Raw genomic sequence first — 21,740 nt, forward strand, 5'->3', positions numbered from 1 at the left:
CAAGGCGAGACAACGGCATCGCAAGAACGCGCGTTATCTTGCCAAGTAGGTGCCGATTACCGAAACCGGCCGACAACTGTCACTCGAACAAGTACCCACTGAGGGTCTCCGCTATTGATGAAAACGCGCGAAGCTTACGCCCCGTTTGCGCGGGAGTAAACCGTAGGAAAGTATCCGCATGGTGAATGAGACAATTCTTCAGGGTAAGTTCAGGCAGGCGATTTTCAGGGCGCGCCCGGACGATCCCTCGCCACCACCGCCAAGTAATCATCAACCTGCCCATTGGCCAACGCCTTGATCTGTATCGACACCCGGTTCACCCGGCGCCCCATCGCGATGCCCTCGCGGGTACGCACCTGCACATAACCCAGCCTGGGCCAGAAACGCTCGGCCTTGGTATTGCCGATGACTACCGTCAGCCGAAGCCATCGGGCCCCGCGCTTCACCGCCCATGCTTCAAGGTCTTCATGCAAGCGATGAGCGAAACCGGTGCCATGCATACGCTTATCGACCAACAGCAACCCGATATGCCACACACCGGCTGCCAGCAAGTCTGCGGCGATATTCACCACAGCGACCAGTTGGTCATCACTCCCCCGGTAACCCAGCCAGTACATCCGGCTGCAGCTCCAACCTGCGGGCAGACAGTCCTGCAACTCCTCGTGCGCCTCGGTCGGCGTCGCCGGTTCGCCATTCACGGCAATGAAGTAATCCGGCGCCCGCTCAAACAAGCGTTGCAACTGAGCTTCATCGCAACTGCCCAACTCACTTACCCGAACACCCTCGATAGAGCAGTCCGGTATCGCTTGAGCATCAACGTCCATGTCCACCCTCGTTCAATCATCCCGCGTGAGCACTTCCAGCAATTCAATTTCGAAGCGCAGGTTGCTGTTGGGCTTGATATGCGCACCTATTGATCGCTCCCCATACGCCAGGTGCGCCGGCACGAACAACGTGCGCACACCGCCCACCTGCATGCCCATCAGGCCCTGGTCCCAGCCCTTGATCACCCGCCCCGTGCCGATCACACACTGGAACGGTTTGCCGCGCTCCCAGGACGAATCGAACACCGTGCCATCCTCCAGGGTGCCGGTGTATTGGGTGGTGATCAACGCGCCCTTGACGACGGCCTTGCCGGTGCCGGGGCGGATGTCGGTGATCTGCAGTTCGTCAGTGCTCATGGGGAATCTCGTTGTCGGCGCAAAGGTTGGGGGTTTTCCCAGAATTGGTGGGGTTTGGCAAGTGGGCGGAACGGCCGGTTCAACGAGCGGCTCGTGACCAGGAAACCTCAAAAAGGCGCAGGGTCACGTTGGCGGTTTGCGGTTTCCCTACTAAAGAACACGATTTTCCCCAGCCAAAAATCACTCCCTGCTTATTCTCTTGTCCCAGTGACTGAAGACAACCTATGAACAGACAATCATCTGATCAGCGAACCTCACAATGACAATAGGCTCAAGCTTCAACTATCCGGCCGACATCGCCCACAAGCATCATCGAAAAAAGCGCTCTCCTAATGATAAATGGAGAGCCAGATTCCCTAACCCGCCAGACTTGTGCTTTGACTATCGCGCATTGGTAGAGCAAAAAAACGGTATCGCACAGGCCACGCAAAACCATCATAAAATCTGCATTGTTGGGGCAGGCATTACAGGTTTAACAACCGCACGAGAACTACATCGGTGCGGCTTCACAAACATTACGCTCATTGAAAAGTCCCAGCGCATCGGCGGCAGGCATCTCACAGTCTTTGGGAGCAACAATAGCAATACCCTCGGCCGCCCGCCTTTTGAAATGGGCGCCATGAGAATGCCTTTTTTCAATACGTCCGATGAGCCCCCAAAAGACGGGCGCTCACTCATGGCTTATTATGCGAGCGTATTTGAATTGGTTCATTCAGACTTCCCTAACCCAGGCAGTCCTGCCGTTCGGTCAACTGGAATATACCTACGAGAAGGGAGCATAGATGGCCACATCGAGCCCACCCTGCTTATATGGAAAAACACCGATGGAAAAACAGCACCACCGGGTGAAACCCTAGGTGCCGTCTTCGCAAAATGGAAGATTTTCGCTGAACGCATGACCCTGCATGTATCGGAGCATTACGGCTGCGAACACTGGGATGATATGTGGGCTTCCATCGTCAAAAAATACGAAGGTATTTCATTTCGCGACCTGGTGAAAATGCCCGCTATTGATAGATGGCAGGCCAGCGATCCAGGCAATTTCGGCGGGCTGGGCATGACCGCGCAGGAGTCAGCTGTTTTCTACTCTATTGGAATCGGTGATGGCAGTTGGGGAGCCTTCTATGACGTTTGCTCAATTTACCCCCTACGCACTGCGATATTTGGGTTCAGCAGCCATCTGCAATTGATCCATGGACGCGTGAGCGCAGACGGAACCCCGGTAGCCTCGCCTTATTTGGACGCTACAGAAACTGTGGACTCCAGCGGACTTCACTTTAACAAACCCAAGTACGTAGGATTAGGCGCTCTCGCAGAATCTCTCTTATTCATAAAATCAGACGAGACCCAGGAATCATTGTATGAGCACCTGATGAAGAGTCCTTCCGGCTTGCTGACCAGCAGCTCAGTGACAAAACTGAAAAAACTTAAAAATGGTCAAATACGCGTTTACTATGACTGGAACGCCGCACATCCAGATGAGATGAAGAAGAAATTCATCGACGCTGACTCCGTTGTCATGACGCTCCCTTCGTGGCTGATAGAGACACAAATCCTTCTCGAAAACTTCGATCAGACAATGCTCCCATTCGAGATAGTGGCGGCCTACAAAGCCGCTCACTGGGAAACCAGTTGCAAAGTGTACGCTCCGCTTAAAAAGTCTTTTCTCTCACATAACAAAACCATTCCCCAAGCTATCGTTACCGATAGCTTGGTACACGACGTCTATACTTACCGCTACAACAAAAACAGCACCTATGACTGCATACTGCTCAGCTACACATGGGAAGATGGCGCTACAAAACTCTCGATATTCAGCGACAAGGAGCTTGTGAATAAATGTATAGAGGAACTGGATAGGATCCTTTTAAAGTCAAGCAATATAAAACAAAAAATATCACCTTATATCGGCCGCGAACAAGCGGTAGTCCAACGCTGGATGAACAATAAAAACTCACTCGGTTGTGCAAAACTCTATCGTGCAGGCGCCTACTACGAGGCAGTGACCTTGATGAAATACAACAGAGAGTTTTCTTACACATCGGACCTTTATCTCTGCGGTGAATCCTTTTCTGTCGATGCCGGCTGGACTGAACCCTGTTTCAGAGGTGCGATTGATACGGTGATCCACATCTGCAACAAAACCCAAGCGCTTTTTAATGGAGGTTTTATCATTCAAAACTATCCAGCGTATAAAACGCAACTCAATCAACAGAAATAGACTACTACGCAGTAGGAACCATCCGACTTTCATTCAAACAAGTTGTCACCTCTTATAAACGCCCAACCATTTCCTGGTTGTATAACAATAAGAGGTCATCTTCATGAGCGAACCAATAAGCCCCGCCCGCGTAGCGGTCATCCAGCTTGACCCTCAAGTCGGTATCGACAACCGCGCCAACAACCTGCACCAAAGTCTTGCATTGGCAACCGAAGCCGTGAACGGCGGCGCCAACCTGATCGTACTGCCCGAACTTTCCAACTGTGGGTACTTCTTCAGCAGTCGCCAGGATGCCTTTGATCATGCCGAAACGGTACCGGACGGCGCCAGTGTGCGGGCGTGGATTGATTTTGCCTGCAGGCACCAGGTGTATCTGGTTGCGGGCTTGAGCGAAATTGACGACACGCGGTTGTTCAATACAGCCGTCCTGTTAGGGCCCGACGGGTTTATCGGAAAATATCGCAAAGCTCATTTGTGGAACCTGGAAAAGCTCTGGTTTTCCCCCGGAGATACAGGTTTTCCGGTGTTTGAAACGCCCATCGGCCGCATCGGTTTGCTGATCTGCTGGGACATCTGGTTTCCAGAAGTACCGCGCATTCTCAGCCAGCAAGGCGCCGATATCATTTGCAGTCTGAATAATTGGGTTTGGACACCACCGCCGTTATTCGACGACGCAGGCAAATGCATGGCCTCGTACCTGACGATGACCGCGGCCCATGTGAACAACGTATTTATCGCGGCTGCCAGCCGCATTGGTGAAGAGCGCGATGCCCGTTATCTCGGTTGCTCGCTGATTGCAGGAACCAATGGCTGGCCTATCGGCGCTGTCGCTTCGCCCAATCGCCAGGAAATCCTGTTCGCAGACATCGATATCACCAGTGCCCGAAGTGCGCCAATCTGGAACAGCCTCAATGACCTGCAACGCGACCGACGCACTGACCTCTACGATCAAATGCTCGGGTATTGCCAACACCCTGCCCTGCCACGCTGATCGGAGGGGCACCCATGGAAACGTTATTTACCAAGGCAACACTCGTCCGATCGAGAGCCGATACCACGGTCTTCATCCTGGGTTTGATAAGCGTATTGCTGGTGTTCTGGGTCACCCTGAGTCATCAAGGGTCTTGGCCGGGCTATGCCGAAATGACCGAAAGCCTGCCCCATCCCGCTGCCTGGCTGCGCTGGATACTCGGGGACATCAGTGAAGTTGCCTTCTACAAGCACGAGCTTGCTTCGCTCGGTTTGCTGGGTGGCGCCTACCTGGCTTGGTGGGCAAGCAAGCGCGGGAAAACCTGGCAAGGTTTTTCCATTGCCTATGGTACCGGGCTATGGCCTTGGCTAGTCACCAGCTCACTGCTGGGGCTACTGCTGAGCAACTTGTTATGGGGGTGGAGCGTCAGTTCCGAGACATGGCAACCGACGTTTGCAGCCTTCGTCTCATTGCCGGCGGCGATGGTGCTGATGTTCGGTGGAGGCTGGAAGGTTACGCTCAATGGTGCGTTATCAGGGGCACTGCTGGTTACGCCGATGTGTCTCTTGATCGTGAACTTTGTATGCACGCCACTGGGCTTACCGGTGGTGATCGGCAATGTGCTGGGCATGGCGACTGGGAGTGTCATCGCGTTCCTGCTTTGCCATCGTCTGCCTGCACTGGTGCGGTCAGACTACATCGCGCCCATCAGACCCATGCCGGCCAAGCCACCCACCTATGGCGTAGTGTGGAGCCTGCGCCGGGTGTTGGCGGACTTCTCTGAAGCCCCCTTTTTCGGAAATGAGCTGGCCAGCCTTGGGCTGCTGGCCGGGGTGCTACTGGCATACGCCCTTAACCCGCTCAGTCCGGCTTATGGGTCGGGCCTGGTGTTGCACATGATCGGCGCGCAGGCCCTGACATCCGCGCTGGGTGTGGTGATCTGGCGGCAACAATGGATCAAACGGGGCTGGTATCCAACCTACGTTCCGCTGGTATCGGTGGTGCCTGCGGCAGTATTGGCACACGGTGGCAGTTGGACGGTGATCGGCTCAAGTGCCTTACTGGGCGCACTGATTGCACCGCCCCTGGCCTGCGCAATGGCTGGGCGAATGCCCCCGCACTTTCATCCGTATATCGGCAATGTAATAGCGATGGCGCTAAGCACGCTGCTGGTGGTGCCGCTGGTGGGCTGGTTAGCCTGAGTCACTGAGGTTTTCCCACGCTGTACATTGAACAGCGTGGGAGCAGACAAACATTTCGACCTCACAACCACCGCCAAAACCGACTCCAGAACCCCCGCCCCAAATCATCCTTGCACCCGGCATATTGCGCCGCATACATCTGCGAGCGTGCCTGCACCTTGCTCGCCACCGGTGGCAGCCAGGCTTTGGCGGCGTAGGTGCGTTGGCGGTAGCCGCCCCACCCTTCGTGGTAGTTCAGGTATTGACCGTAGGCGTCGTATTTGTACACGCCATTGATGGTGTAGGTCTTGTCCATGTACCAGCCGACAAAGTCGATCGCGTCGTCGAAGTCCTGGCGGCTGGCGCCGCTGCGGCCGGTGCTTTTGCGGTAATCGTTCCACACCTCATCTTTGGCCTGCGCGTAGCCGGCGGCCGTGGAGACGCGGCCCCAGGGAATGATCCAGAGCAGATATTTACGCGGGGCCAAGGCGTCCTGCCGGAAGCCGGACTCCTGGTACATGATGGCGAACGGTACCTGGATCGGCACGCCCCAGCGCTTTTGCGTGACTTTGGCGGCGTCGTACCAGTCGTCCTTTTCGCGGAAGATGCCGCAGATATCATTGGGTGTGCGTGGCGGCGAGGTGCCGCAGGCCGCCAGCAGTGAGGTGAGTAACAACAGTCCGACGGCTTTGCCTGCGCTCAAGGGGCACCTTTGTGTGATACGCGTAAAAAGCCGGCATTTTACGCGTTCAGCGAAGCGGCGTCCTTGCCGCAAACAGCTTTACGCCAAAGGTACGCGACGCGTTGTCAGTGCCAGGCGCCCTACCAGGAAACTCAAGGCAGCACCCAGCAACAGCATCGCCAAGGTGCTCCACGCTGCGCGGGACACTTGCTTGGCCGCCACTTCACCGGCCTCACGAGCCTTTTGCTCGGCCTGTTGCTTGAGCTCATCGACCTTCTGCACGGCTTGTTGATACGCCTGAGCATAATTGTCGACGATCTGGGTGGCCTCAGCCTTGCTCTTGCCGGTACGGGCCGCAACGATGTTGATCAGCGCGTCTTTATCCGCGGCATTCAAGGCAGGCTCGCCGGAGGCTTTGACTCGATCGAACCACTGCTTCAACGCATCGCCGGCCTGGGTCGGGTCCGTAGCGGCAGCCGTCGCCGATTGCTTGCCGTCGGCCGTCGCCTGATCGGCTTTCTGCTCAACGTTGGCCGGGTCCAGTTCAGGTTTACCGCTTTGCTTGAGCAAAGTGTCGAGCTGACTTTGCAGGCTGTTCCAATCCAGGTGGATGCCCTGCTCGTCCAGTTGCTGCTTGACGCTATCACTGATACCCGGCGCCACAGCGGCGATGCCACTGCCGGCAGCGGACAGGCCCTTGCCCACCACATTGCCCGCCGTACCCACAACGCCGGAGGCCAATGCCGCCAACAGCCAAGTGGTGAACAAGGTGGTCAAGGTCCAGGTGAGTACGCCGTGCAAGCCACCGCGATCCGGTGCGGTACGCCCCGCCACAAACGCGCCAGCGGCAATTGCCAGCAGCGTGGAGACAAACAACCAGATACCTGCGCCCGTACCAAAACCCCGCAACGGGTTACCCGCCTCCATCGGATCGATGGCACTGGCGCCGATGGCAGTGCCCAACACACTGAGCACCAGGTAAGTCACCAGGGCAATTGCACTACCGGCCAGCACAGAGCTCCAGGACACGCGAAATGCAGAACGATGGGTTTCATAGACAGTGGTCATGTTCGATCCTTTGACAGTGATTGACCATTTCAGTCTGGCGAGCGCGCTGTCCGGCGTCCTCGTTCAAATGCACCATGCCACCTGGTGCATTCGCACCCCCGCATGGGGAATTGCTCTGCACTATCCTGATGCCCGGATGTCGTACTTCCATGTGCCCAAAACCCAAGGAGATTCTATGACCCGGGACGTTCTTGCCAAAGAAACCAACCGTCGCCAACTGCAGCAGATCATTTCCGGGCTGTCCGACGGTGTGATTCTGGCCGAAGTCGACCAGACCATTCTCTGGGCCAACGAAGCCGCATTGCGCATGCACGGTGTGGAGTCAGTCGTAGCATTGGGCGCCAACACGCAGGAGTACGCGCAGCGCTTCGCCCTGCGTTATCGCAACAACCACCCGGTGCAACTGGAAAACTACCCCCTCGCTCGTGCAGCGGCGGGCGAAGAGTTCAGCGATGTGATGGTCGAAGTCACCCCCTGCGCAGAGGAGGAGAAAACCTGGGTACACCGCCTGCGCAGCCTGGTCATCACCGACTCACACGACGAACCCGAACTGCTGGTGCTGATCCTCAGCGACGCCACCGAATGGGCCAGCGCCGAGCAGCGCTTCGAAAAAACCTTCAATGCCAACCCGGCACCGGCGGTGATCTGCCGCTTGAGCGACCTGCGCTACATCAAGGTCAACCAGGGCTTTTTGGAGATGACCGGCTACAACCGCGATCAGGTCATCGGCAAATCCGTCTATGAACTGGACGTACTGGAGCAGGCCGAGCGCAAGGACCTGGCCATCCAGCGTCTGGGTGAAGGCTCGACCATCCCGCAGATGCAGGCCGAATTGCGGCTGCCTGAAGGGGGTAGCAAACTGGTGATCGTCGCCGGCCAGCCGCTGGACATGAACGAAGAAGACTGCATGCTCTTTTCGTTCATGGACCTGGAGCCACGACGCAAGGCGGAAATTGCCTTGCGCCAGAGTGAAGAGCGCTTCGCCAAGTCGTTCCGACTGACGCCCGTACCCACCCTGATGTGCAGCGCGGACAACCGCCAGATCGTGGATATCAATGAAGCCTTCATGGACATCACCGGCTATACCAGTGAGGAATTGATCGGCAAAGCCATTGAGGAAATCGACTTTATCGACAACCCTCAAGCGAGCGAGCAACTGTTTGCCAACCTGGAAAAAGCCGGTCGGCTGGAAGGCCAGGACATCAAGGTGCGCAAGAAAGGCAATGAAGTGATCGACTGCGTGGCCTCCGCCGACACCGTGATCATCCAGGACGTGCCCTGCTACCTGCTGGTGCTGATGAACATCACCGAACGCAAGCGCACCGAGCTTGAACTCGTCGCGGCGATCGAGGAAGTGATGCAGGACGCGTCCTGGTTCAGCCAGACCCTGATCGAGAAACTTGCGAACGCCAAGAGCGTCAAGAGCCCCAATTCGCCGAACGTGGCCTTTACCGACCTCACCGCTCGAGAGCGCGATGTGCTGGGTTTGATTTGCGAGGGGCTGGCCGACAAGGAGATCGCCTCACGCCTGAAACTGGCGCCCAATACCGTGCGTAACCATGTCTCCACGGTGTATTCCAAACTGGGGGTGCACAGCCGCAGTGGCGCCATCGTCTGGGCCCGCGAACGCGGGCTGTTCGCCGGTGAATTGCGCCTGAAAAACAAGCCATGAAAGTGCAAATGCACTAGTGCGACTAGTGCGAACTCACCTTATTGCGGCCCAGGCTAAGCCATAACCTTCAAGGCATCGTATTGATGCCATGAAGGAACCCGCATGTTTACCGTCTCTCAATTGCGAAACTGCATCGAAGAAGGCCTGTCGCCACTGACCTGCGAATTCACCCTGTGCCGGGACGCATCCCTGACCCTCAAGGTCTTCGACGCCGCAACGGGCCGGGTCGACCTGGTGGTCACCGGGATCAGCACCAACCGACTACAGACCCCGCAAGAAGTCGCCAAGATGGTCGAAGAGCTGCGCTACGAGCTGGAAAGCAACAACGTGGGCAAGCTTACGCTGGATGATTTGCCTTCAACGACGCCCCAATGAAATAGAACACTCCACCGCCGACAATGAACGCCCCCAGCATGTAGAACAGGGTTTGGGCCGGCAGGTTGGCCAATACCAGCCCGCACAACACCGGCCCCAGCGCGGCGCCCAGGTTGGACAGGTTCTGCGCCCCGTAATACATGCCACGCAAGTGGTCCGGGGCGATCCGGTCGATAAACATGTACTCGGCCGGGAACACGATGATTTCCCCCACGGTAAATACCGCCATCGCCACTACCCACCACACCACGCTGGTGGCCAGCGCAAAGCCGATCAAGCCCAACATGAACATGCCCAAGCCGGCGACCAGCCACTGGCCCAGGTAGCGGTGCGAGATGCGCCGGCCGATCACGTACTGCAAGGCGATAACCCCCACGGCATTGGTGGTGAGCACGGCGCTGATCACGGTGTAGGTGTATTGCGCTGTCGTGGTGGTGACCAGGTACTGCGACAGCCAGGCGGTGAATTGGCCGAACACAACGGCGCTGAGTACGCCGCCCAAGGTAAAGCACACCAGGCGATGATCTCGCAGCAGCACACGGCCTACGGCCATGAACGGCACGGGTTTTTGCGTGGCATCGACGCTGGTCAGCGTGCGATCGCCCCAGCGCCAGTACAGCAGGAAAAACCCGACGCCCAACAGCGCCGACAGCAGAAACGGCAGGCTGATATCCAGCTTGGCCACCACCGCCCCGAACGCCGGCCCGATCGCATAACCGATATTGGTCAGGGTGTACTTGATGGAAAACACTTCACTGCGCGCGTCTTCCGGCAACAGGCTGGCGAAGCCGGCTTTGACCGCAATATCGATCACGGCGTAGGCCAGGTTGATCAGGATCAGGCAGCTGTAGAACGCCCAGATATTCCCCGCGAGCACCGTGCCGATAAAGCCCAGTACAAACAGCGCGCTCAAGCCGAGCAGCAGGCGATAACTGTTGATGCGGTCGACCAGAAAGCCGCCGTAGACACTGAGCAGCGAGCCGACAATCAACGAACTGCCGATCACCAGGCCAACCTGTGAGATATCGAGGCCAAAGCGGCTGGTGAGGTAAATGACCAGGTAGGGAAAGGTGATTGCCTTGGCCAACGTCAGCATCAATGTGGCGGACAGCAACAGGTTAACCGTGCGGGGGTAGTTTCTTATTGTGGCAAGCATCCTGCTCTCTTTCTTTGAAGGTAACGCGGTCCGTCGGGCCGGTTACCTTAACGCAAGAGCAGGGTGTTACGGGAGGTCATTTTTTAACGGGCGTGATCTCGAGAATGGTGCCGTTGGTGGTCTTGAGCAACACGAATTTATCGCCGACCCGCGCCCACTGGCTGTCGGCTTCAGGCTGCTTGAGACCGTGTTTTTTCCAGTTGCTGATCGCCGATTCCTTGCGCATCAGGATATCCGGGGCACGGTCGCCTTCCTTCAAGTCACGGGCGTTGATGCTTGAAGGCTGCACGGTTTCCTGCGGAGCATCACTGGCTTGCACGACGAAGCTGGCAGTGGACAGGCCGGCGGTGAGCAGCAGGCAGGCAACGAGGGTTTTTGACTTCATGGGTACTCCTTCAATGAATGATGCGTACCCAGCTTACGACCGCCTACCGGTCTGAACATTCAACCGGCAATCGGCGATAAATGGATCAGGGCAGCTTCGCTGCCCAGCGGGAGCAAGCTCCCTCGCCACAAAGGCATGCCGTCATAACCAAGCGGCGTCCCAAAGGGAGTAGTCGCCTATATGCTTGACCAGGCCGGCTCGCAGAGGGTTGGCAATGACATAACGAGCCATTCGGATAAGATCTTCTTCTGCGCGGACCGCGCGATCATGGTATCCACTCTGCCAGAAAGCACCTTGCGTATGACAAGCACGATTAATGGTCAATGTGCTTCTCGACTTCACACGTCTCATCACCTCGGGCAACGCTGCCCTCCTCAGTTCAAATAGCCAATGAAAATGGTCCGGCATGATGACCCATGCCAGTGAATCAACAAGATTGAGGTCATGAGCTTGCTTGAGTTCGGCAACCAGTAGTCGCCCCAAGCGAAGGCTGGTAAATACCGGGCGGCGCTGATAAACCACAGAGGTGACCAAGTAGGCACGACCAGACTCTGAATAACGACCACGTCGTAACAGATGAGAATTGGGTTTTTGAAGCAATCCTGCGCTCCTGGATTAAATGGGTGCCTCATTCAACCTAGCAGGCACCCAGCCTCACCTTGCTGAATACAGTTTCCCAATATTTCCCCTGTGGCGAGGGAGCTTGCTCCCGCTGGGCTGCGCAGCAGCCCCAAAAAGCCCGAACTCAAACTGCCTGGACGAACACAATAAATAGATGAGGGCAGCTTCGCTGCCCAGCGCAAGCAAGCGCCCTCGCCACAGAGTGCTATAGGGCCGCAGCGGGTGTGCCCTGATGAAACACCATCCGCCACTGCCCTTCCTCCTCCCGCCACACCGAACTGCGCAGCGAATCGTCCGCGCCTTCCCGGTGGCAGCGATAAGTCACCAGCGCAACGCCCTTGCTCAGCAGGTTGAGCGCAAACTCAGTCATCCGGCGTTCGAAAAACACTTCATCCTGCAACCCGGCAATCACCTGAGCCTTGCTACCCCACACATGGCCGCTGGCACCAAACTCAACGAAATCATCCGCCAGCAACTGCGACAGCCGCGCCGCATTCAAACGGGTGGCACCGCCTTGCAGCTCCCGCTCCAACTGGAACAAAAGCGCTTCCAACGTCGTCCTCATTGCTCGCATGAAATAAATCCTGTAATTTTTCATGAAATTATTCGACATAAATTTCATGAACCAACAAGAAGAACTTGCCGTCCTGGCCACCCTCATCCACGACCTGCGCAAGCACAAGAAACTTACCCTGGCCCAACTCGCGCAAAAAATCGAGCGTTCGGTGGGTTTTCTGTCCCAGGTCGAACGTGGCCTGTCGCGACCGACGGTGGCTGACCTGACCGCCATCAGCCACGCCCTCGACGTGCCCACCACTTACTTCTACAGCCTGCCCAAACCCAAGGCGGTGGATTGGGTCACCCGGCCCAACGAGCGGCGTACGGTGTATTACGCCAATGGCATCACCGACATTCTGGTTTCGCCCAGCATGAACGGCGCTTTCTCGATGCTCGACAGCCTGCTGGCACCCGGTGCCAATAGCGGCGAACAAACCATGAGCGACCGCGCCGAGCAGGCCGGCTTCGTGCTGGAGGGTCAATTGACGCTATGGGTGGAGGGCGAAGCCGAGTCGGTCACCCTGGGCCCCGGCGACAGCTTCCACCTGGCCAGTTTCGCCCACTGTCGCTACGCCAACCTGACCGATCTGCCCGCCCGCGTACTGTGGGTTTACAACTAGGAGCTGCACCCGTGAAAAGCCATTGCTCGACGTTGCTGGCCGAAGTCCGGACCTTTCGCCAGAACCACCCCGACGTACGTTATGTCGACCTGATCGCCCTGGATATCCCCGGGCACTTCTACGGCAAACGCTACCCCGTGGAGATGCTGGAAAAGGTCGCCGCCGGCAGCCCCTTGAAGCTGCCGCAAAACGCCGTGCTGCTGGGCGTTCAGGGTGGGTTGTTCAAGATTGGTGACTACTGCTTCAACGACGGCGACCCGGATGCCAACCGCCGCTTGGTGCCGGGTACGCTCAAACCCGTGACCTGGGAAAAGCAGCCACTGGGCCAAATGCTGATCACCTCCGACGGCACCGAGGCGCCCATCGAATTCGAACCCCGTGAAGTACTGGCCAAAGTGCTGGAACGCCTGCAACACAAGGGCATCCACCCGGTAGTGGCGTTCGAACTGGAGTTCTATCTGTTCGACAAGCAACTCGACAACGGCCTGCCGCAATTTGCCCGCGACCCGCTGAGCGACGACGCCGATGACCAGCCCAACCTGCATATCGAACGCCTGTCGCGCTTCAGCGAGGTACTGGACGACATGGCGCAGACCGCCAAGGACCAAGGCATCGACATCACAGTGATCACCGCCGAGCTCGGCCCCGGCCAGTTCGAGATCAACTTCGGCCATCTGGACGACGGCCTGCGCGCCGCCGACTGGGCCGCCCTGTTCTGCCGCAGCACCCGTGGCGTGGCGCTCAAGCACGGTTACCGCGCCAGTTTCATGGCCAAGCCCTATCTGCAATATCCCGGCAGTGGCATGCACGTCCATGTGAGCCTGTATGACGCGGCGGGCAACAACCTGCTGGCGGCGCACCAGCAACAACCGCTGCGCCATGCCGTGGCCGGTTGCCTGGAGTTGTTGCCGCACTGCATGCCGATTTTCTCGCCCAACCACAACGCCTTCCGCCGCCTGGGCGGTACGGTCAACGCGGCGACCCGCGCCAGTTGGGGGTTCGAGGACCGTGACGCCTGTGTGCGTATCCCCGAGTCCGACCCACGCAACCTGCGCATCGAGCACCGCCTGGCCAGTGCCGATGCCAACCCGTATCTGGTGCTGGCCGCCATCCTCGCCGGTTTGGAGCATGGCCTTGAAGCCAAACGCGAACCCATCGCACCGCTGAACGAAGACCGCACCAGCGGCGCCGACTTCCCCCTGGAAATGCTCGACGCCGTGCGTGCCATGCAGCACCAACCGGTATTGCGCGATAAGCTGGGCGGCGAATTCGTCGACGTGTATTGCGAAAACAAGCGCCAGGATCACTTGGCCTTCCACCAAGAGATCGCGGCACGGGAATACCGCTGGTTTCTCTGAACCGCCCCTACCCTGCATGGACTCACCGATGACCGAACAAAGCGCCCCGGCCCTCAAGGAAATCTTCAACCTCGAACGCCTGCAACACATCGCCACCGAGATGACGGCGGTGTACCCGGATTTCGACGCCAAGGGCTTCCTCAAGCGCGCCAAGGCGGGGCTTGCCGAGTTGTCGGTGATGCAGCGCATGGCGCGGGTCAGTGAAAGCCTGCATGCGGTCATCCCACTGGATTACCCGCACACCCTCAAGCTGCTTTATGCGCTGGCCCCGCGCCTGAACAGCGGGTTCGTCAGCCTGTTCCTGCCGCACTACGTGGCCAGTTACGGGCGTGACGACTTCGAGCGCTCCATGGCCGCGCTCAAATACTTCACCACTTTTGGTTCGGCCGAATTCGCTATCCGCCAGTTCCTGCTGGACGACTTCGAACGCACCCTGGCGGTGATGCGGACCTGGTCGCTGGATGCCAATGAACACGTGCGTCGCCTCGCCAGCGAAGGTTCGCGCCCTCGCCTGCCCTGGTCCTTTCGCCTGGGTCAAGTGCAAGCCAACCCCGAGCTGTGCGCGGTGATCCTCGACAACCTCAAGGCCGACAGCAGCCTGTACGTGCGCAAATCGGTGGCCAACCACCTCAACGACATCACCAAGGACCACCCGGACTGGGTGCTCACCCTGATCGAAGGCTGGTCCCTGGATAACCCGCACACCGCCTGGATCGCCCGTCACGCACTGCGCAGCCTGATCAAGCAAGGTAACAGCCGCGCGCTGACGATCATGGGCGCGGGCGCCAAAGCCGAGGTGAAGATTCATCACCTTTGCGTCACACCGGCCGTGATCCGCCTGGGTGAACGCATCAACCTGTCTTTCAGCCTGGAATCCACCGCCGCCGCTGCGCAAAAGCTGGTGGTGGACTACGCCATCGATTACGTCAAAAGCGCCGGTCACAGCGCGGCCAAGGTGTTCAAGCTCAAGGCATTTACCCTCGGCGCAGGCGAGCATCACAACATCTGTCGTGAACAACATATCCGCGAGCTGACCACGCGCAAGCACTACCCCGGCAAACACGCGGTACATGTCTTGATCAATGGCGAAAAGCTTGCGAGCGCCGAATTCGAACTGCTGAAACCCTGACATAAATCATAGAAAAGGCTCTATCTCGGGCCTTACAGCCAATATATTGTCGAACAATCCTGGTCTTTATTGTTGCGATCCATTATCATTCGCCGCCTTCTCACTACCCGTCGGGTAGTTGTTTCAATGTGTCACCCGAGGCGCCAATGTCCTGTTTGTACCGTTTTCCGTTTCACCGCCCGTTGCTTGCCCTCAGCCTGGGTCTCGCTGCCCAGTCCACCTACGCTGCGTTACAACCCATGACCGAAGCCCCGCTGGCCAGCGACACCGAACTGCACTGCCACTTCAACCGCGACGCCAGCACCGACTGCACCACCACCTACCACTACACCATCCTCAAGCCCAACGGCCGCGAAATGCTTTCGCGCATCGACTTCGATTACTCCGAAGGCGACACCTTTGAAGTGATCAGCGCGCAATCCACCCAACCCGGCGCGAAGCCGGTAGCACTGGGTGCCGCACAGATCGACACACGCACCGCGCCCAACCCGGACCAGGGTTTCAGCCGCGACAAGCAGACCTCCCTGGCCTTCCCCAACTTGCGCGTCGGCACACAGATCCGCCTGACGGTGCGCGAACACAACCCCGCGAAACCGCTGATGACCCAGTTTCACTACGCGCTCAAGTTCGGTCCCAGCGCGACGCGGCGCGACCACTTCAAGGCGCGCTTTACCGCCGAACGGCCGATCGAATGGCGCAGTGAATTGTTCGAGGGTTTCAAGGTGACGCCCTCGGCCAACGGCAAGACCCTGGACGTAGTGCAAACAGCCCCCGCCTACCTGAACTACATCAACGAATCCGCCAACGCCGCCCTGTTGCGCATCCCGCGCCTGGAGGTGGGCAGCGCCCTGGATCGCCAGGCGTATTTCGGCGATTTCGCCCAACGCTACAACCAGATTCTTGGCGCCAGCCTGCCCACGCAAAGTGCCGCCGCCGTAGACGCCGCACGCGGCCTGGCACCGGCCGAACAAGTCGCCGCACTGATGCAACACATCAACGACCACTACCGCTACCTGGGCGACTGGCGCGCCACCGAACGCGGCTACGTGCCGTTCAACCTGGCGGAAATCGAGCAGCATGGTTATGGCGACTGCAAAGACCTGGCGATTCTGCTGACCGCCATGCTCAAGGCCAGTGGCATCAAGGCCGAGACGGCCTGGGTCAGCCGTGGCGATGTGGTCGAGTCCTTGCTGATCCCCGGCACCCTCGCCCCGAACCACGCCATCGTGCGTGCCGAAGTGGATGACCAGGTGTGGTGGCTCGACCCGACCAACCCGGTATTTGCGCCCGGCCAGGTGATGCCGGACATCCAGGATCGCTGGGTACTGGTCAACGATGCCCAGGGCCAGGTACGCGAAGAACACATCCCGCTGGAACGCCCCGAAACCACCCTGCTCCTGGATAAAAAAGTCCACTTCGACAAACAGGGCAACGGCGCGACCCAGGCCACCATCACCTTCAGCCGCCTGCCGCTGATGCAACTGAGCGTCGCCGACCGCCAGCAAGGCGCCACTGCCACCGACCAGAACATCTGCGCCAACTTCGGCAACGAGATCAGCGACTGCCACATCACCCGCGAGCCCACCGCCTTCGTCATGCACGATGGCTATACCGTCAAAGCCACCTTGAACGACCAGCATGCCCTGGAAAAACTGGCGAACGATTACGTCTACAGCGATGCATCCTTGAAAGAGCGCTGGGACAGCTTCATCAACTATCGCCGCCACGGACAACAGGCTGAACTGTACCTGGGCAACCCCGAAACCAATGACTACACCATCACCCTCAGCGGCGGGCAGATGGAAAAAGCCATCCCCGGATGCCAAGTGCGCTCGCCCTGGTACGACCTGGACCTCGACGGAACCCTCAAGGATGGCGAACTGCGCTACCACTACCGCTTGAGCCAGAAAAAGCGCTGGCTGACCCACGATGAGATTGCCAGCGAGGCGTTTGGCACGATGATTGAGAATGCGCGGGCGTGTGCCGAGCAGGTGCATCAGGTGGTGAAGCTTTAAGGTCACCCTGACGCAACACCGTCCAATTGTGGGAGGGGGCTTGCTCCCGATAGCAGCCGGTCAGTCAATACATCTGTGACTGAGCCACCGCTATCGGGAGCAAGCCCCCTCCCACATTTTTAATCCGGTTTATTCAGTCAGGCTCGTTGAGCAGCAACGCTTGCTCCCGTGCGCACAACTCCACGACGTAATCCCACAACACCCGCAACCGCACGGACTTGTGCAACTCCCGTCTTGAGCTGATCCAGTAACTGCGCTGAATACTCTCCCCCGGCAACAACGCCACCAGATCCGCATCCCCCGCCGCCATGAAGCACGGCAATACCGCGATGCCCAACCCCGAACGCGCAGCCTGGTGCTGGGCAATCACGCTGGTGCTGTGGAAGACCACTTTAGGGTTTCGGCAGAAGCTGCTGAGGAATTTCAGTTCCTGGCTGAACAGCAGGTCATCCACGTAATCGATCCATGAATGGGTGGCGAGGTCTTCACGCTTTTCGATCGGCGGGTGACGCTCCAGGTAGGCGCGGCTGGCGTAGAGCGCAAGGCGGTAATCGGTGAGTTTGCGCGTGACGAGTTGGTCGACGCTGGGGCGTTCGAGGTGAATGCTGATTTCCGCTTCACGGTTGAGGATGCTGACGAAGCGCGGCACGGCCACCAGTTCCACTTCCAGCCCTGGATACCGCTCGAATAACCCACCCATGCGGCCGGCGAGGAACATCACCCCCAACCCTTCGGCCACCCCCAGGCGGATCTTGCCCAGGGGCGCGGCTGAATGAGTGAGTTCGTCTTCGGCCAGCAATGCGACGTTTTCCATGGCCTCGGCATGCTTGAGCAACGCTTCGCCCGCGGGCGTCAGTTCGTAGCCCTGGGCGTGCTGCACGAACAGCGCCGTGCCGAGGCTTTTCTCGATGGCTTCGATATGCCGGGCGACGGTGGCGTGGGTGGTTTTCAAGCGCTGCGCGGCGGTGAGCAGGCGGCCACTGCGCTGCAACTCCAGAAAATACCGCAGGTCGTTCCAGTCGAACATATCGCCTCCGTTGCGCAAGTCCCATGCACGCTGTTTAAAAACGCACAGCAGCTGGGTAAAAACTAACATTTTTAAGACGAAAACTAACAACTAGGATGAAGCCAATAAGAAAAACAAGCGAGACCCGAGATGCCCAGTGCAACTGCTCAATACGATTACGTGATAGTGGGCGCCGGCCCGGCCGGCTGCCTGCTGGCCAATCGACTGTCGGCCAACCCCGCCCACCGTGTGCTGCTGCTCGAAGCTGGCGGCCGCGACAATTACCCCTGGATCCACATCCCCGTCGGCTACCTGTTCTGCATCGGTAACCCGCGCACCGACTGGTGCTTCAAGACCGAAGCCCAGGAGGGACTGCAGGGCCGTGCGCTGAGCTATCCACGGGGCAAGGTGCTGGGCGGTTGCTCGTCCATCAACGGCATGATCTACATGCGCGGCCAGGCCAAGGACTACGACGGCTGGGCGGCGGCGGGCAATCCGGGTTGGGCCTGGAAAGATGTACTGCCGCTGTTCAAGCAGAGCGAAAACCATTTTGCCGGCAGCTCGGCGTTTCACGGCGATGGCGGCGAGTGGCGCGTCGAACAACAGCGTCTGCACTGGCCGATCCTCGACGCATTCCGCGACGCGGCCGCGCAAAGCGGCATCGCAGCGCTCAACGATTTCAACCAGGGCGATAACGAAGGCTGCGGTTACTTCCAGGTCAACCAGAAGGCCGGCGTACGCTGGAACGCGGCGAAGGCGTTTCTCAAGCCGATTCGCCAGCGGCCCAACCTCACCGTGTTGACCGAGGTGGAAGTCGACCGCGTGTTGCTGGAAAACGGCCGGGCAACCAGCGTCCTCGGCCGTCAGCATGGCCAGCAGGTCGGCTGGAAGGCGCGCCAGGAGATCGTGCTGTGCGCCGGTTCCGTGGGCTCCCCGGGCATTCTGCAGCGCTCTGGGATAGGTCCTTCCAACGTGCTCAAGCCATTGGGCATCAATGTGCTGCATGACCTGCCGGGGGTGGGCGGCAACCTGCAGGACCACCTGCAGTTGCGCCTGATCTACAAACTGGAAAACGCACGCACCCTGAACCAGATCGCAGGCTCGGTGTGGGGCAAGATGGGCATGGGCCTGCGCTACCTGTATGACCGCAGTGGCCCGTTGTCGATGGCGCCCAGCCAGCTCGGCGCGTTTGCCCGCTCCGGCCCCGAGCAGACTTCGGCCAACCTTGAATACCATGTGCAGCCGCTGTCCCTGGAGCGTTTTGGCGAGCCGTTGCACGGGTTCCCGGCCTTTACCGCGTCGGTCTGCGACCTGCGCCCACACAGCCGTGGCCGCATCGATATCCGTTCGGCCAACCCGGCAGATGCCCCATTGATCCGGCCCAACTACCTCAGCCATCCGGAAGACCTGCGAGTGGCCGCCGACGCGATCCGCCTGACTCGGCGGATTGTTGCCGCGCCGGCGCTGAGCCAGTTCAAGCCGGTGGAATACCTGCCCGGTGACGCACTGCAAACCGAAGAGCAACTGCACGAAGCCGCCGCGCGTATCGGCACCACGATCTTCCATCCGGTGGGCACCTGCCGCATGGGCGATGACAAGGACGCGGTGGTCGACGCGCAACTGCGGGTGCATGGCGTACCCGGCCTGCGCATCGCCGATGCGTCGATCATGCCGCGCATCACTTCCGGCAACACCTGCTCACCGACCTTGATGATCGCTGAGAAAGCGGCGCAGCTCATCTTGTCGCCCAATACTGTAGAAGCGAGCTTGCTCGCGAAGAACGTCAACGAAAACGCAGCGCATCCGGCTTAATGAGGCAATGAATGAAGCAATAGCGGCGCCGCCCCCGGCGCCGACAGTGGAACAACAATAAATAATCACTGTGAGGGCTACCCGATGTCAGAACATGCTCAACCCCTGGGCTCGGTAATCGACGCGAGCACCAGCAACGACTCAAAGAAAGTCATCTTCGCCTCATCCCTGGGCACGGTGTTCGAGTGGTATGACTTTTTTCTCTACGGCGCCCTGGCGGCGGTCATCAGCAAACAGTTCTTTGCGGGGGTCAACGACACCACCGCGTTTATCTTCGCGTTGATGGCCTTTGCTGCCGGCTTTGTGGTGCGGCCGTTCGGCGCCCTGGTATTCGGCCGCCTGGGGGATATGATCGGGCGCAAATACACGTTCCTGGTCACCATCATCCTGATGGGCGTGGCGACCTTTTGCGTCGGCTTATTGCCCAACTACGCCAGCATCGGCATCGCCGCGCCGATCATCCTGATCGTACTGCGCATGCTGCAGGGCCTGGCACTGGGCGGTGAGTACGGCGGCGCGGCCACCTACGTGGCCGAACATGCCCCCGCCGGCAAACGCGGTTTGCACACCAGCTGGATTCAGTCCACCGCCACCATTGGCCTGTTGTTGTCACTGCTGGTCGTGCTGGCCTGCCGTTACTTCACCGGCGACCAGTTCGAGGTGTGGGGCTGGCGCATCCCGTTCCTGTTCTCCATCGTGCTGCTGGGCATTTCCACCTGGATTCGCATGAGCCTGCATGAATCGCCCGCGTTCCTGAAAATGAAAGAGGAAGGCAAGGCCAGCCGATCGCCGATCCGCGAATCCTTCGGCAAATGGGAAAACCTCAAGGTGGTGCTGATAGCCCTGTTCAGCATCAACGGCGGCCAGGCGGTGACCTTTTACGCGGCACAATTCTATGTCTTGTTCTTCCTCACCCAATTTTTGAAGATGGACCCGGCCCTGGCCAATATGCTGCTGATCATCAGTGTGGTGATTGGCGCGCCGTTCTTTATCCTGTTCGGCTGGCTGTCGGACAAGCTGGGCCGCAAACCGGTGTTGATGCTCGGCCTGCTGCTGGCGACCGTGCTGTACTTCCCGATCTTCAAGGGATTGGCCCATTACACCAACCCGGCGATGGACCAGGCCAGCCGCCAGGCACCGATCACCGTCTTGGCAGACCCTGCCACCTGCACCTTCCAGTTCGATCCAGTGGGCAAGGCGCGTTTTGACAGCCCGTGCGACAAGGTCAAGACCTTCCTGGTCAAACAGGGCCTGCCGTACCACAGCGCCGCCGCCCCGACAGGCAGCCCGGTGCAGGTCAGCGTGGGCGATGTGCGCATCGACGGTTTCGACGAAGCCGCCCTGCGTGGCGCGGTGACCTTGGCCGGCTACCCGACATCGGCGGATGTGGCCCAGGTCAACAAGGTGATGGTGGTGGTGTTGATCGTGGCGCTGATCCTGATTGCCGCCATGTGCTACGGGCCGCTGGCGGCGTTGATGGTCGAGCTGTTCCCGACGCGGATCCGCTATACCTCGATGTCGCTGCCCTACCATATCGGTAACGGCTGGTTCGGCGGGTTCCTGCCGACAGTGTCGTTTGCACTGGTGGTGTACACCGGCGATATCTTCTACGGCTTGTGGTACCCGGTGGTGGTCACCGGGGTGAGCTTGATCGTGGGGTTGTTCTGCCTCAAGGAAACCCGGCATGTGGATATCGATAACAACTGATCCGCTCTGCTGATCCCCTGTGG

Annotated in this window: 20 protein-coding genes; 11 read left to right on the forward strand and 9 right to left on the reverse strand. The window is 58.9% G+C overall.

Features of this window, described 5'->3' with window-relative positions; translation table 11 throughout:
- Positions 1 to 224: 224 nt before the first annotated feature.
- Positions 225 to 824, reverse strand: a complete 600-nt coding sequence (locus tag JBE38_RS24015) for a GNAT family N-acetyltransferase (RefSeq protein ID WP_104993267.1) — start codon at positions 822 to 824, stop codon at positions 225 to 227.
- A gap of 12 nt (positions 825 to 836) precedes the next feature.
- On the reverse strand, positions 837 to 1,181 hold the full coding sequence (locus JBE38_RS24020; protein WP_060756432.1) for an FKBP-type peptidyl-prolyl cis-trans isomerase: 345 nt from the start codon (positions 1,179 to 1,181) through the stop codon (positions 837 to 839).
- A gap of 259 nt (positions 1,182 to 1,440) precedes the next feature.
- Here JBE38_RS24020 and JBE38_RS24025 point away from each other — a divergent pair, with 259 nt between their 5' ends.
- The 3 genes from JBE38_RS24025 (at position 1,441) to JBE38_RS24035 (ending at position 5,574) form a co-directional block, all read left to right on the forward strand.
- The gene (locus JBE38_RS24025) at positions 1,441 to 3,402 is read left to right on the forward strand and encodes a flavin monoamine oxidase family protein (protein WP_205345290.1); all 1,962 of its coding nucleotides are present in this window, start codon (positions 1,441 to 1,443) and stop codon (positions 3,400 to 3,402) included.
- Between the two features lie 103 nt (positions 3,403 to 3,505).
- Positions 3,506 to 4,393 (forward strand): nitrilase family protein, encoded by an 888-nt coding sequence (locus JBE38_RS24030; protein ID WP_090372049.1) that lies wholly within the window; start codon positions 3,506 to 3,508, stop codon positions 4,391 to 4,393.
- Positions 4,394 to 4,407: 14 nt separating this feature from the next.
- Complete coding sequence (locus JBE38_RS24035; RefSeq protein WP_205345291.1) at positions 4,408 to 5,574, forward strand: hypothetical protein; 1,167 nt, start codon at positions 4,408 to 4,410, stop codon at positions 5,572 to 5,574.
- A 61-nt stretch (positions 5,575 to 5,635) separates the two neighbouring features.
- Here JBE38_RS24035 and JBE38_RS24040 read toward each other — a convergent pair whose 3' ends face one another.
- Both JBE38_RS24040 and JBE38_RS24045 read right to left on the reverse strand, forming a co-directional pair.
- A complete protein-coding gene (locus JBE38_RS24040; RefSeq protein WP_060756436.1) occupies positions 5,636 to 6,256 on the reverse strand; it encodes a transglycosylase SLT domain-containing protein in 621 nt (206 codons plus the stop codon).
- 78 nt (positions 6,257 to 6,334) lie between these two features.
- Complete coding sequence (locus JBE38_RS24045) at positions 6,335 to 7,303, reverse strand: hypothetical protein (protein WP_205345292.1); 969 nt, start codon at positions 7,301 to 7,303, stop codon at positions 6,335 to 6,337.
- Between the two features lie 175 nt (positions 7,304 to 7,478).
- On the opposite strand from JBE38_RS24045, the gene JBE38_RS24050 reads away from it, so the two are divergent.
- Together JBE38_RS24050 and JBE38_RS24055 are read left to right on the forward strand one after the other, a co-directional pair.
- Positions 7,479 to 8,975: a PAS domain S-box protein gene (locus JBE38_RS24050; protein ID WP_205345293.1), complete on the forward strand. Its 1,497-nt coding sequence runs from the start codon at positions 7,479 to 7,481 to the stop codon at positions 8,973 to 8,975.
- A gap of 102 nt (positions 8,976 to 9,077) precedes the next feature.
- Complete coding sequence (locus JBE38_RS24055) at positions 9,078 to 9,350, forward strand: DUF1652 domain-containing protein (protein WP_090372055.1); 273 nt, start codon at positions 9,078 to 9,080, stop codon at positions 9,348 to 9,350.
- Here JBE38_RS24055 and JBE38_RS24060 read toward each other — a convergent pair.
- The 4 genes from JBE38_RS24060 to JBE38_RS24075 all read right to left on the reverse strand — a co-directional run bounded on the left by JBE38_RS24060 (position 9,313) and on the right by JBE38_RS24075 (position 12,086).
- Positions 9,313 to 10,506 carry an MFS transporter gene (locus JBE38_RS24060; protein WP_205345294.1) on the reverse strand — a complete coding sequence of 398 codons (1,194 nt, stop codon included), beginning with the start codon at positions 10,504 to 10,506 and terminating at the stop codon, positions 9,313 to 9,315. The genes JBE38_RS24055 and JBE38_RS24060 overlap by 38 nt on opposite strands.
- 76 nt (positions 10,507 to 10,582) lie before the next feature.
- On the reverse strand, positions 10,583 to 10,891 hold the full coding sequence (locus tag JBE38_RS24065; RefSeq protein WP_090372059.1) for an RcnB family protein: 309 nt from the start codon (positions 10,889 to 10,891) through the stop codon (positions 10,583 to 10,585).
- Between the two features lie 141 nt (positions 10,892 to 11,032).
- Positions 11,033 to 11,491, reverse strand: a complete 459-nt coding sequence (locus tag JBE38_RS24070; RefSeq protein WP_126870574.1) for an REP-associated tyrosine transposase — start codon at positions 11,489 to 11,491, stop codon at positions 11,033 to 11,035.
- 226 nt (positions 11,492 to 11,717) lie between these two features.
- Positions 11,718 to 12,086 (reverse strand): nuclear transport factor 2 family protein, encoded by a 369-nt coding sequence (locus tag JBE38_RS24075; protein WP_240202593.1) that lies wholly within the window; start codon positions 12,084 to 12,086, stop codon positions 11,718 to 11,720.
- A gap of 46 nt (positions 12,087 to 12,132) precedes the next feature.
- Between JBE38_RS24075 and JBE38_RS24080 the strand changes: the two genes are divergently transcribed.
- The 4 genes from JBE38_RS24080 (at position 12,133) to JBE38_RS24095 (ending at position 17,192) form a co-directional block, all read left to right on the forward strand.
- Entirely contained in the window at positions 12,133 to 12,690 is a 558-nt protein-coding gene (locus JBE38_RS24080; RefSeq protein WP_104993258.1) for a helix-turn-helix domain-containing protein, read from the forward strand.
- A gap of 11 nt (positions 12,691 to 12,701) precedes the next feature.
- Positions 12,702 to 14,048 (forward strand): glutamine synthetase family protein, encoded by a 1,347-nt coding sequence (locus JBE38_RS24085; RefSeq protein WP_090372067.1) that lies wholly within the window; start codon positions 12,702 to 12,704, stop codon positions 14,046 to 14,048.
- Between the two features lie 28 nt (positions 14,049 to 14,076).
- Positions 14,077 to 15,177, forward strand: a complete 1,101-nt coding sequence (locus JBE38_RS24090) for a DNA alkylation repair protein (protein ID WP_205345295.1) — start codon at positions 14,077 to 14,079, stop codon at positions 15,175 to 15,177.
- 155 nt (positions 15,178 to 15,332) lie between these two features.
- Positions 15,333 to 17,192, forward strand: coding sequence for a DUF3857 domain-containing transglutaminase family protein (locus JBE38_RS24095; RefSeq protein WP_205345303.1), 1,860 nt, complete (start codon positions 15,333 to 15,335; stop codon positions 17,190 to 17,192).
- Positions 17,193 to 17,325: 133 nt separating this feature from the next.
- Here JBE38_RS24095 and JBE38_RS24100 read toward each other — a convergent pair whose 3' ends face one another.
- On the reverse strand, positions 17,326 to 18,219 hold the full coding sequence (locus JBE38_RS24100) for a LysR family transcriptional regulator (RefSeq protein ID WP_060756446.1): 894 nt from the start codon (positions 18,217 to 18,219) through the stop codon (positions 17,326 to 17,328).
- A gap of 129 nt (positions 18,220 to 18,348) precedes the next feature.
- Between JBE38_RS24100 and JBE38_RS24105 the strand changes: the two genes are divergently transcribed.
- Both JBE38_RS24105 and JBE38_RS24110 read left to right on the forward strand, forming a co-directional pair.
- Complete coding sequence (locus JBE38_RS24105; RefSeq protein ID WP_198762781.1) at positions 18,349 to 20,010, forward strand: GMC family oxidoreductase; 1,662 nt, start codon at positions 18,349 to 18,351, stop codon at positions 20,008 to 20,010.
- An 84-nt stretch (positions 20,011 to 20,094) separates the two neighbouring features.
- Entirely contained in the window at positions 20,095 to 21,717 is a 1,623-nt protein-coding gene (locus tag JBE38_RS24110) for an MFS transporter (RefSeq protein ID WP_060756448.1), read from the forward strand.
- The last annotated feature ends 23 nt before the right edge of the window (positions 21,718 to 21,740 follow it).

This window comes from Pseudomonas sp. ICBG1301, from assembly GCF_016918385.1.
Classification (GTDB): domain Bacteria; phylum Pseudomonadota; class Gammaproteobacteria; order Pseudomonadales; family Pseudomonadaceae; genus Aquipseudomonas; species Aquipseudomonas palleroniana.

Excerpts from the sequence above, each read along its gene's own strand:
- JBE38_RS24045 (WP_205345292.1), bottom strand. The coding sequence starts at position 7,303 with ATGACCACTGTCTATGAAACCCATCGTTCTGCATTTCGCGTGTCCTGG.
- JBE38_RS24035 (WP_205345291.1), top strand. The coding sequence starts at position 4,408 with ATGGAAACGTTATTTACCAAGGCAACACTCGTCCGATCGAGAGCCGAT.
- JBE38_RS24080 (WP_104993258.1), top strand. The coding sequence starts at position 12,133 with ATGAACCAACAAGAAGAACTTGCCGTCCTGGCCACCCTCATCCACGAC.
- JBE38_RS24105 (WP_198762781.1), top strand. The coding sequence starts at position 18,349 with ATGCCCAGTGCAACTGCTCAATACGATTACGTGATAGTGGGCGCCGGC.
- JBE38_RS24025 (WP_205345290.1), top strand. The coding sequence starts at position 1,441 with ATGACAATAGGCTCAAGCTTCAACTATCCGGCCGACATCGCCCACAAG.
- JBE38_RS24065 (WP_090372059.1), bottom strand. The coding sequence starts at position 10,891 with ATGAAGTCAAAAACCCTCGTTGCCTGCCTGCTGCTCACCGCCGGCCTG.
- JBE38_RS24110 (WP_060756448.1), top strand. The coding sequence starts at position 20,095 with ATGTCAGAACATGCTCAACCCCTGGGCTCGGTAATCGACGCGAGCACC.
- JBE38_RS24100 (WP_060756446.1), bottom strand. The coding sequence starts at position 18,219 with ATGTTCGACTGGAACGACCTGCGGTATTTTCTGGAGTTGCAGCGCAGT.
- JBE38_RS24030 (WP_090372049.1), top strand. The coding sequence starts at position 3,506 with ATGAGCGAACCAATAAGCCCCGCCCGCGTAGCGGTCATCCAGCTTGAC.
- JBE38_RS24075 (WP_240202593.1), bottom strand. The coding sequence starts at position 12,086 with ATGCGAGCAATGAGGACGACGTTGGAAGCGCTTTTGTTCCAGTTGGAG.
- JBE38_RS24090 (WP_205345295.1), top strand. The coding sequence starts at position 14,077 with ATGACCGAACAAAGCGCCCCGGCCCTCAAGGAAATCTTCAACCTCGAA.
- JBE38_RS24060 (WP_205345294.1), bottom strand. The coding sequence starts at position 10,506 with ATGCTTGCCACAATAAGAAACTACCCCCGCACGGTTAACCTGTTGCTG.
- JBE38_RS24055 (WP_090372055.1), top strand. The coding sequence starts at position 9,078 with ATGTTTACCGTCTCTCAATTGCGAAACTGCATCGAAGAAGGCCTGTCG.
- JBE38_RS24050 (WP_205345293.1), top strand. The coding sequence starts at position 7,479 with ATGACCCGGGACGTTCTTGCCAAAGAAACCAACCGTCGCCAACTGCAG.
- JBE38_RS24020 (WP_060756432.1), bottom strand. The coding sequence starts at position 1,181 with ATGAGCACTGACGAACTGCAGATCACCGACATCCGCCCCGGCACCGGC.
- JBE38_RS24015 (WP_104993267.1), bottom strand. The coding sequence starts at position 824 with ATGGACGTTGATGCTCAAGCGATACCGGACTGCTCTATCGAGGGTGTT.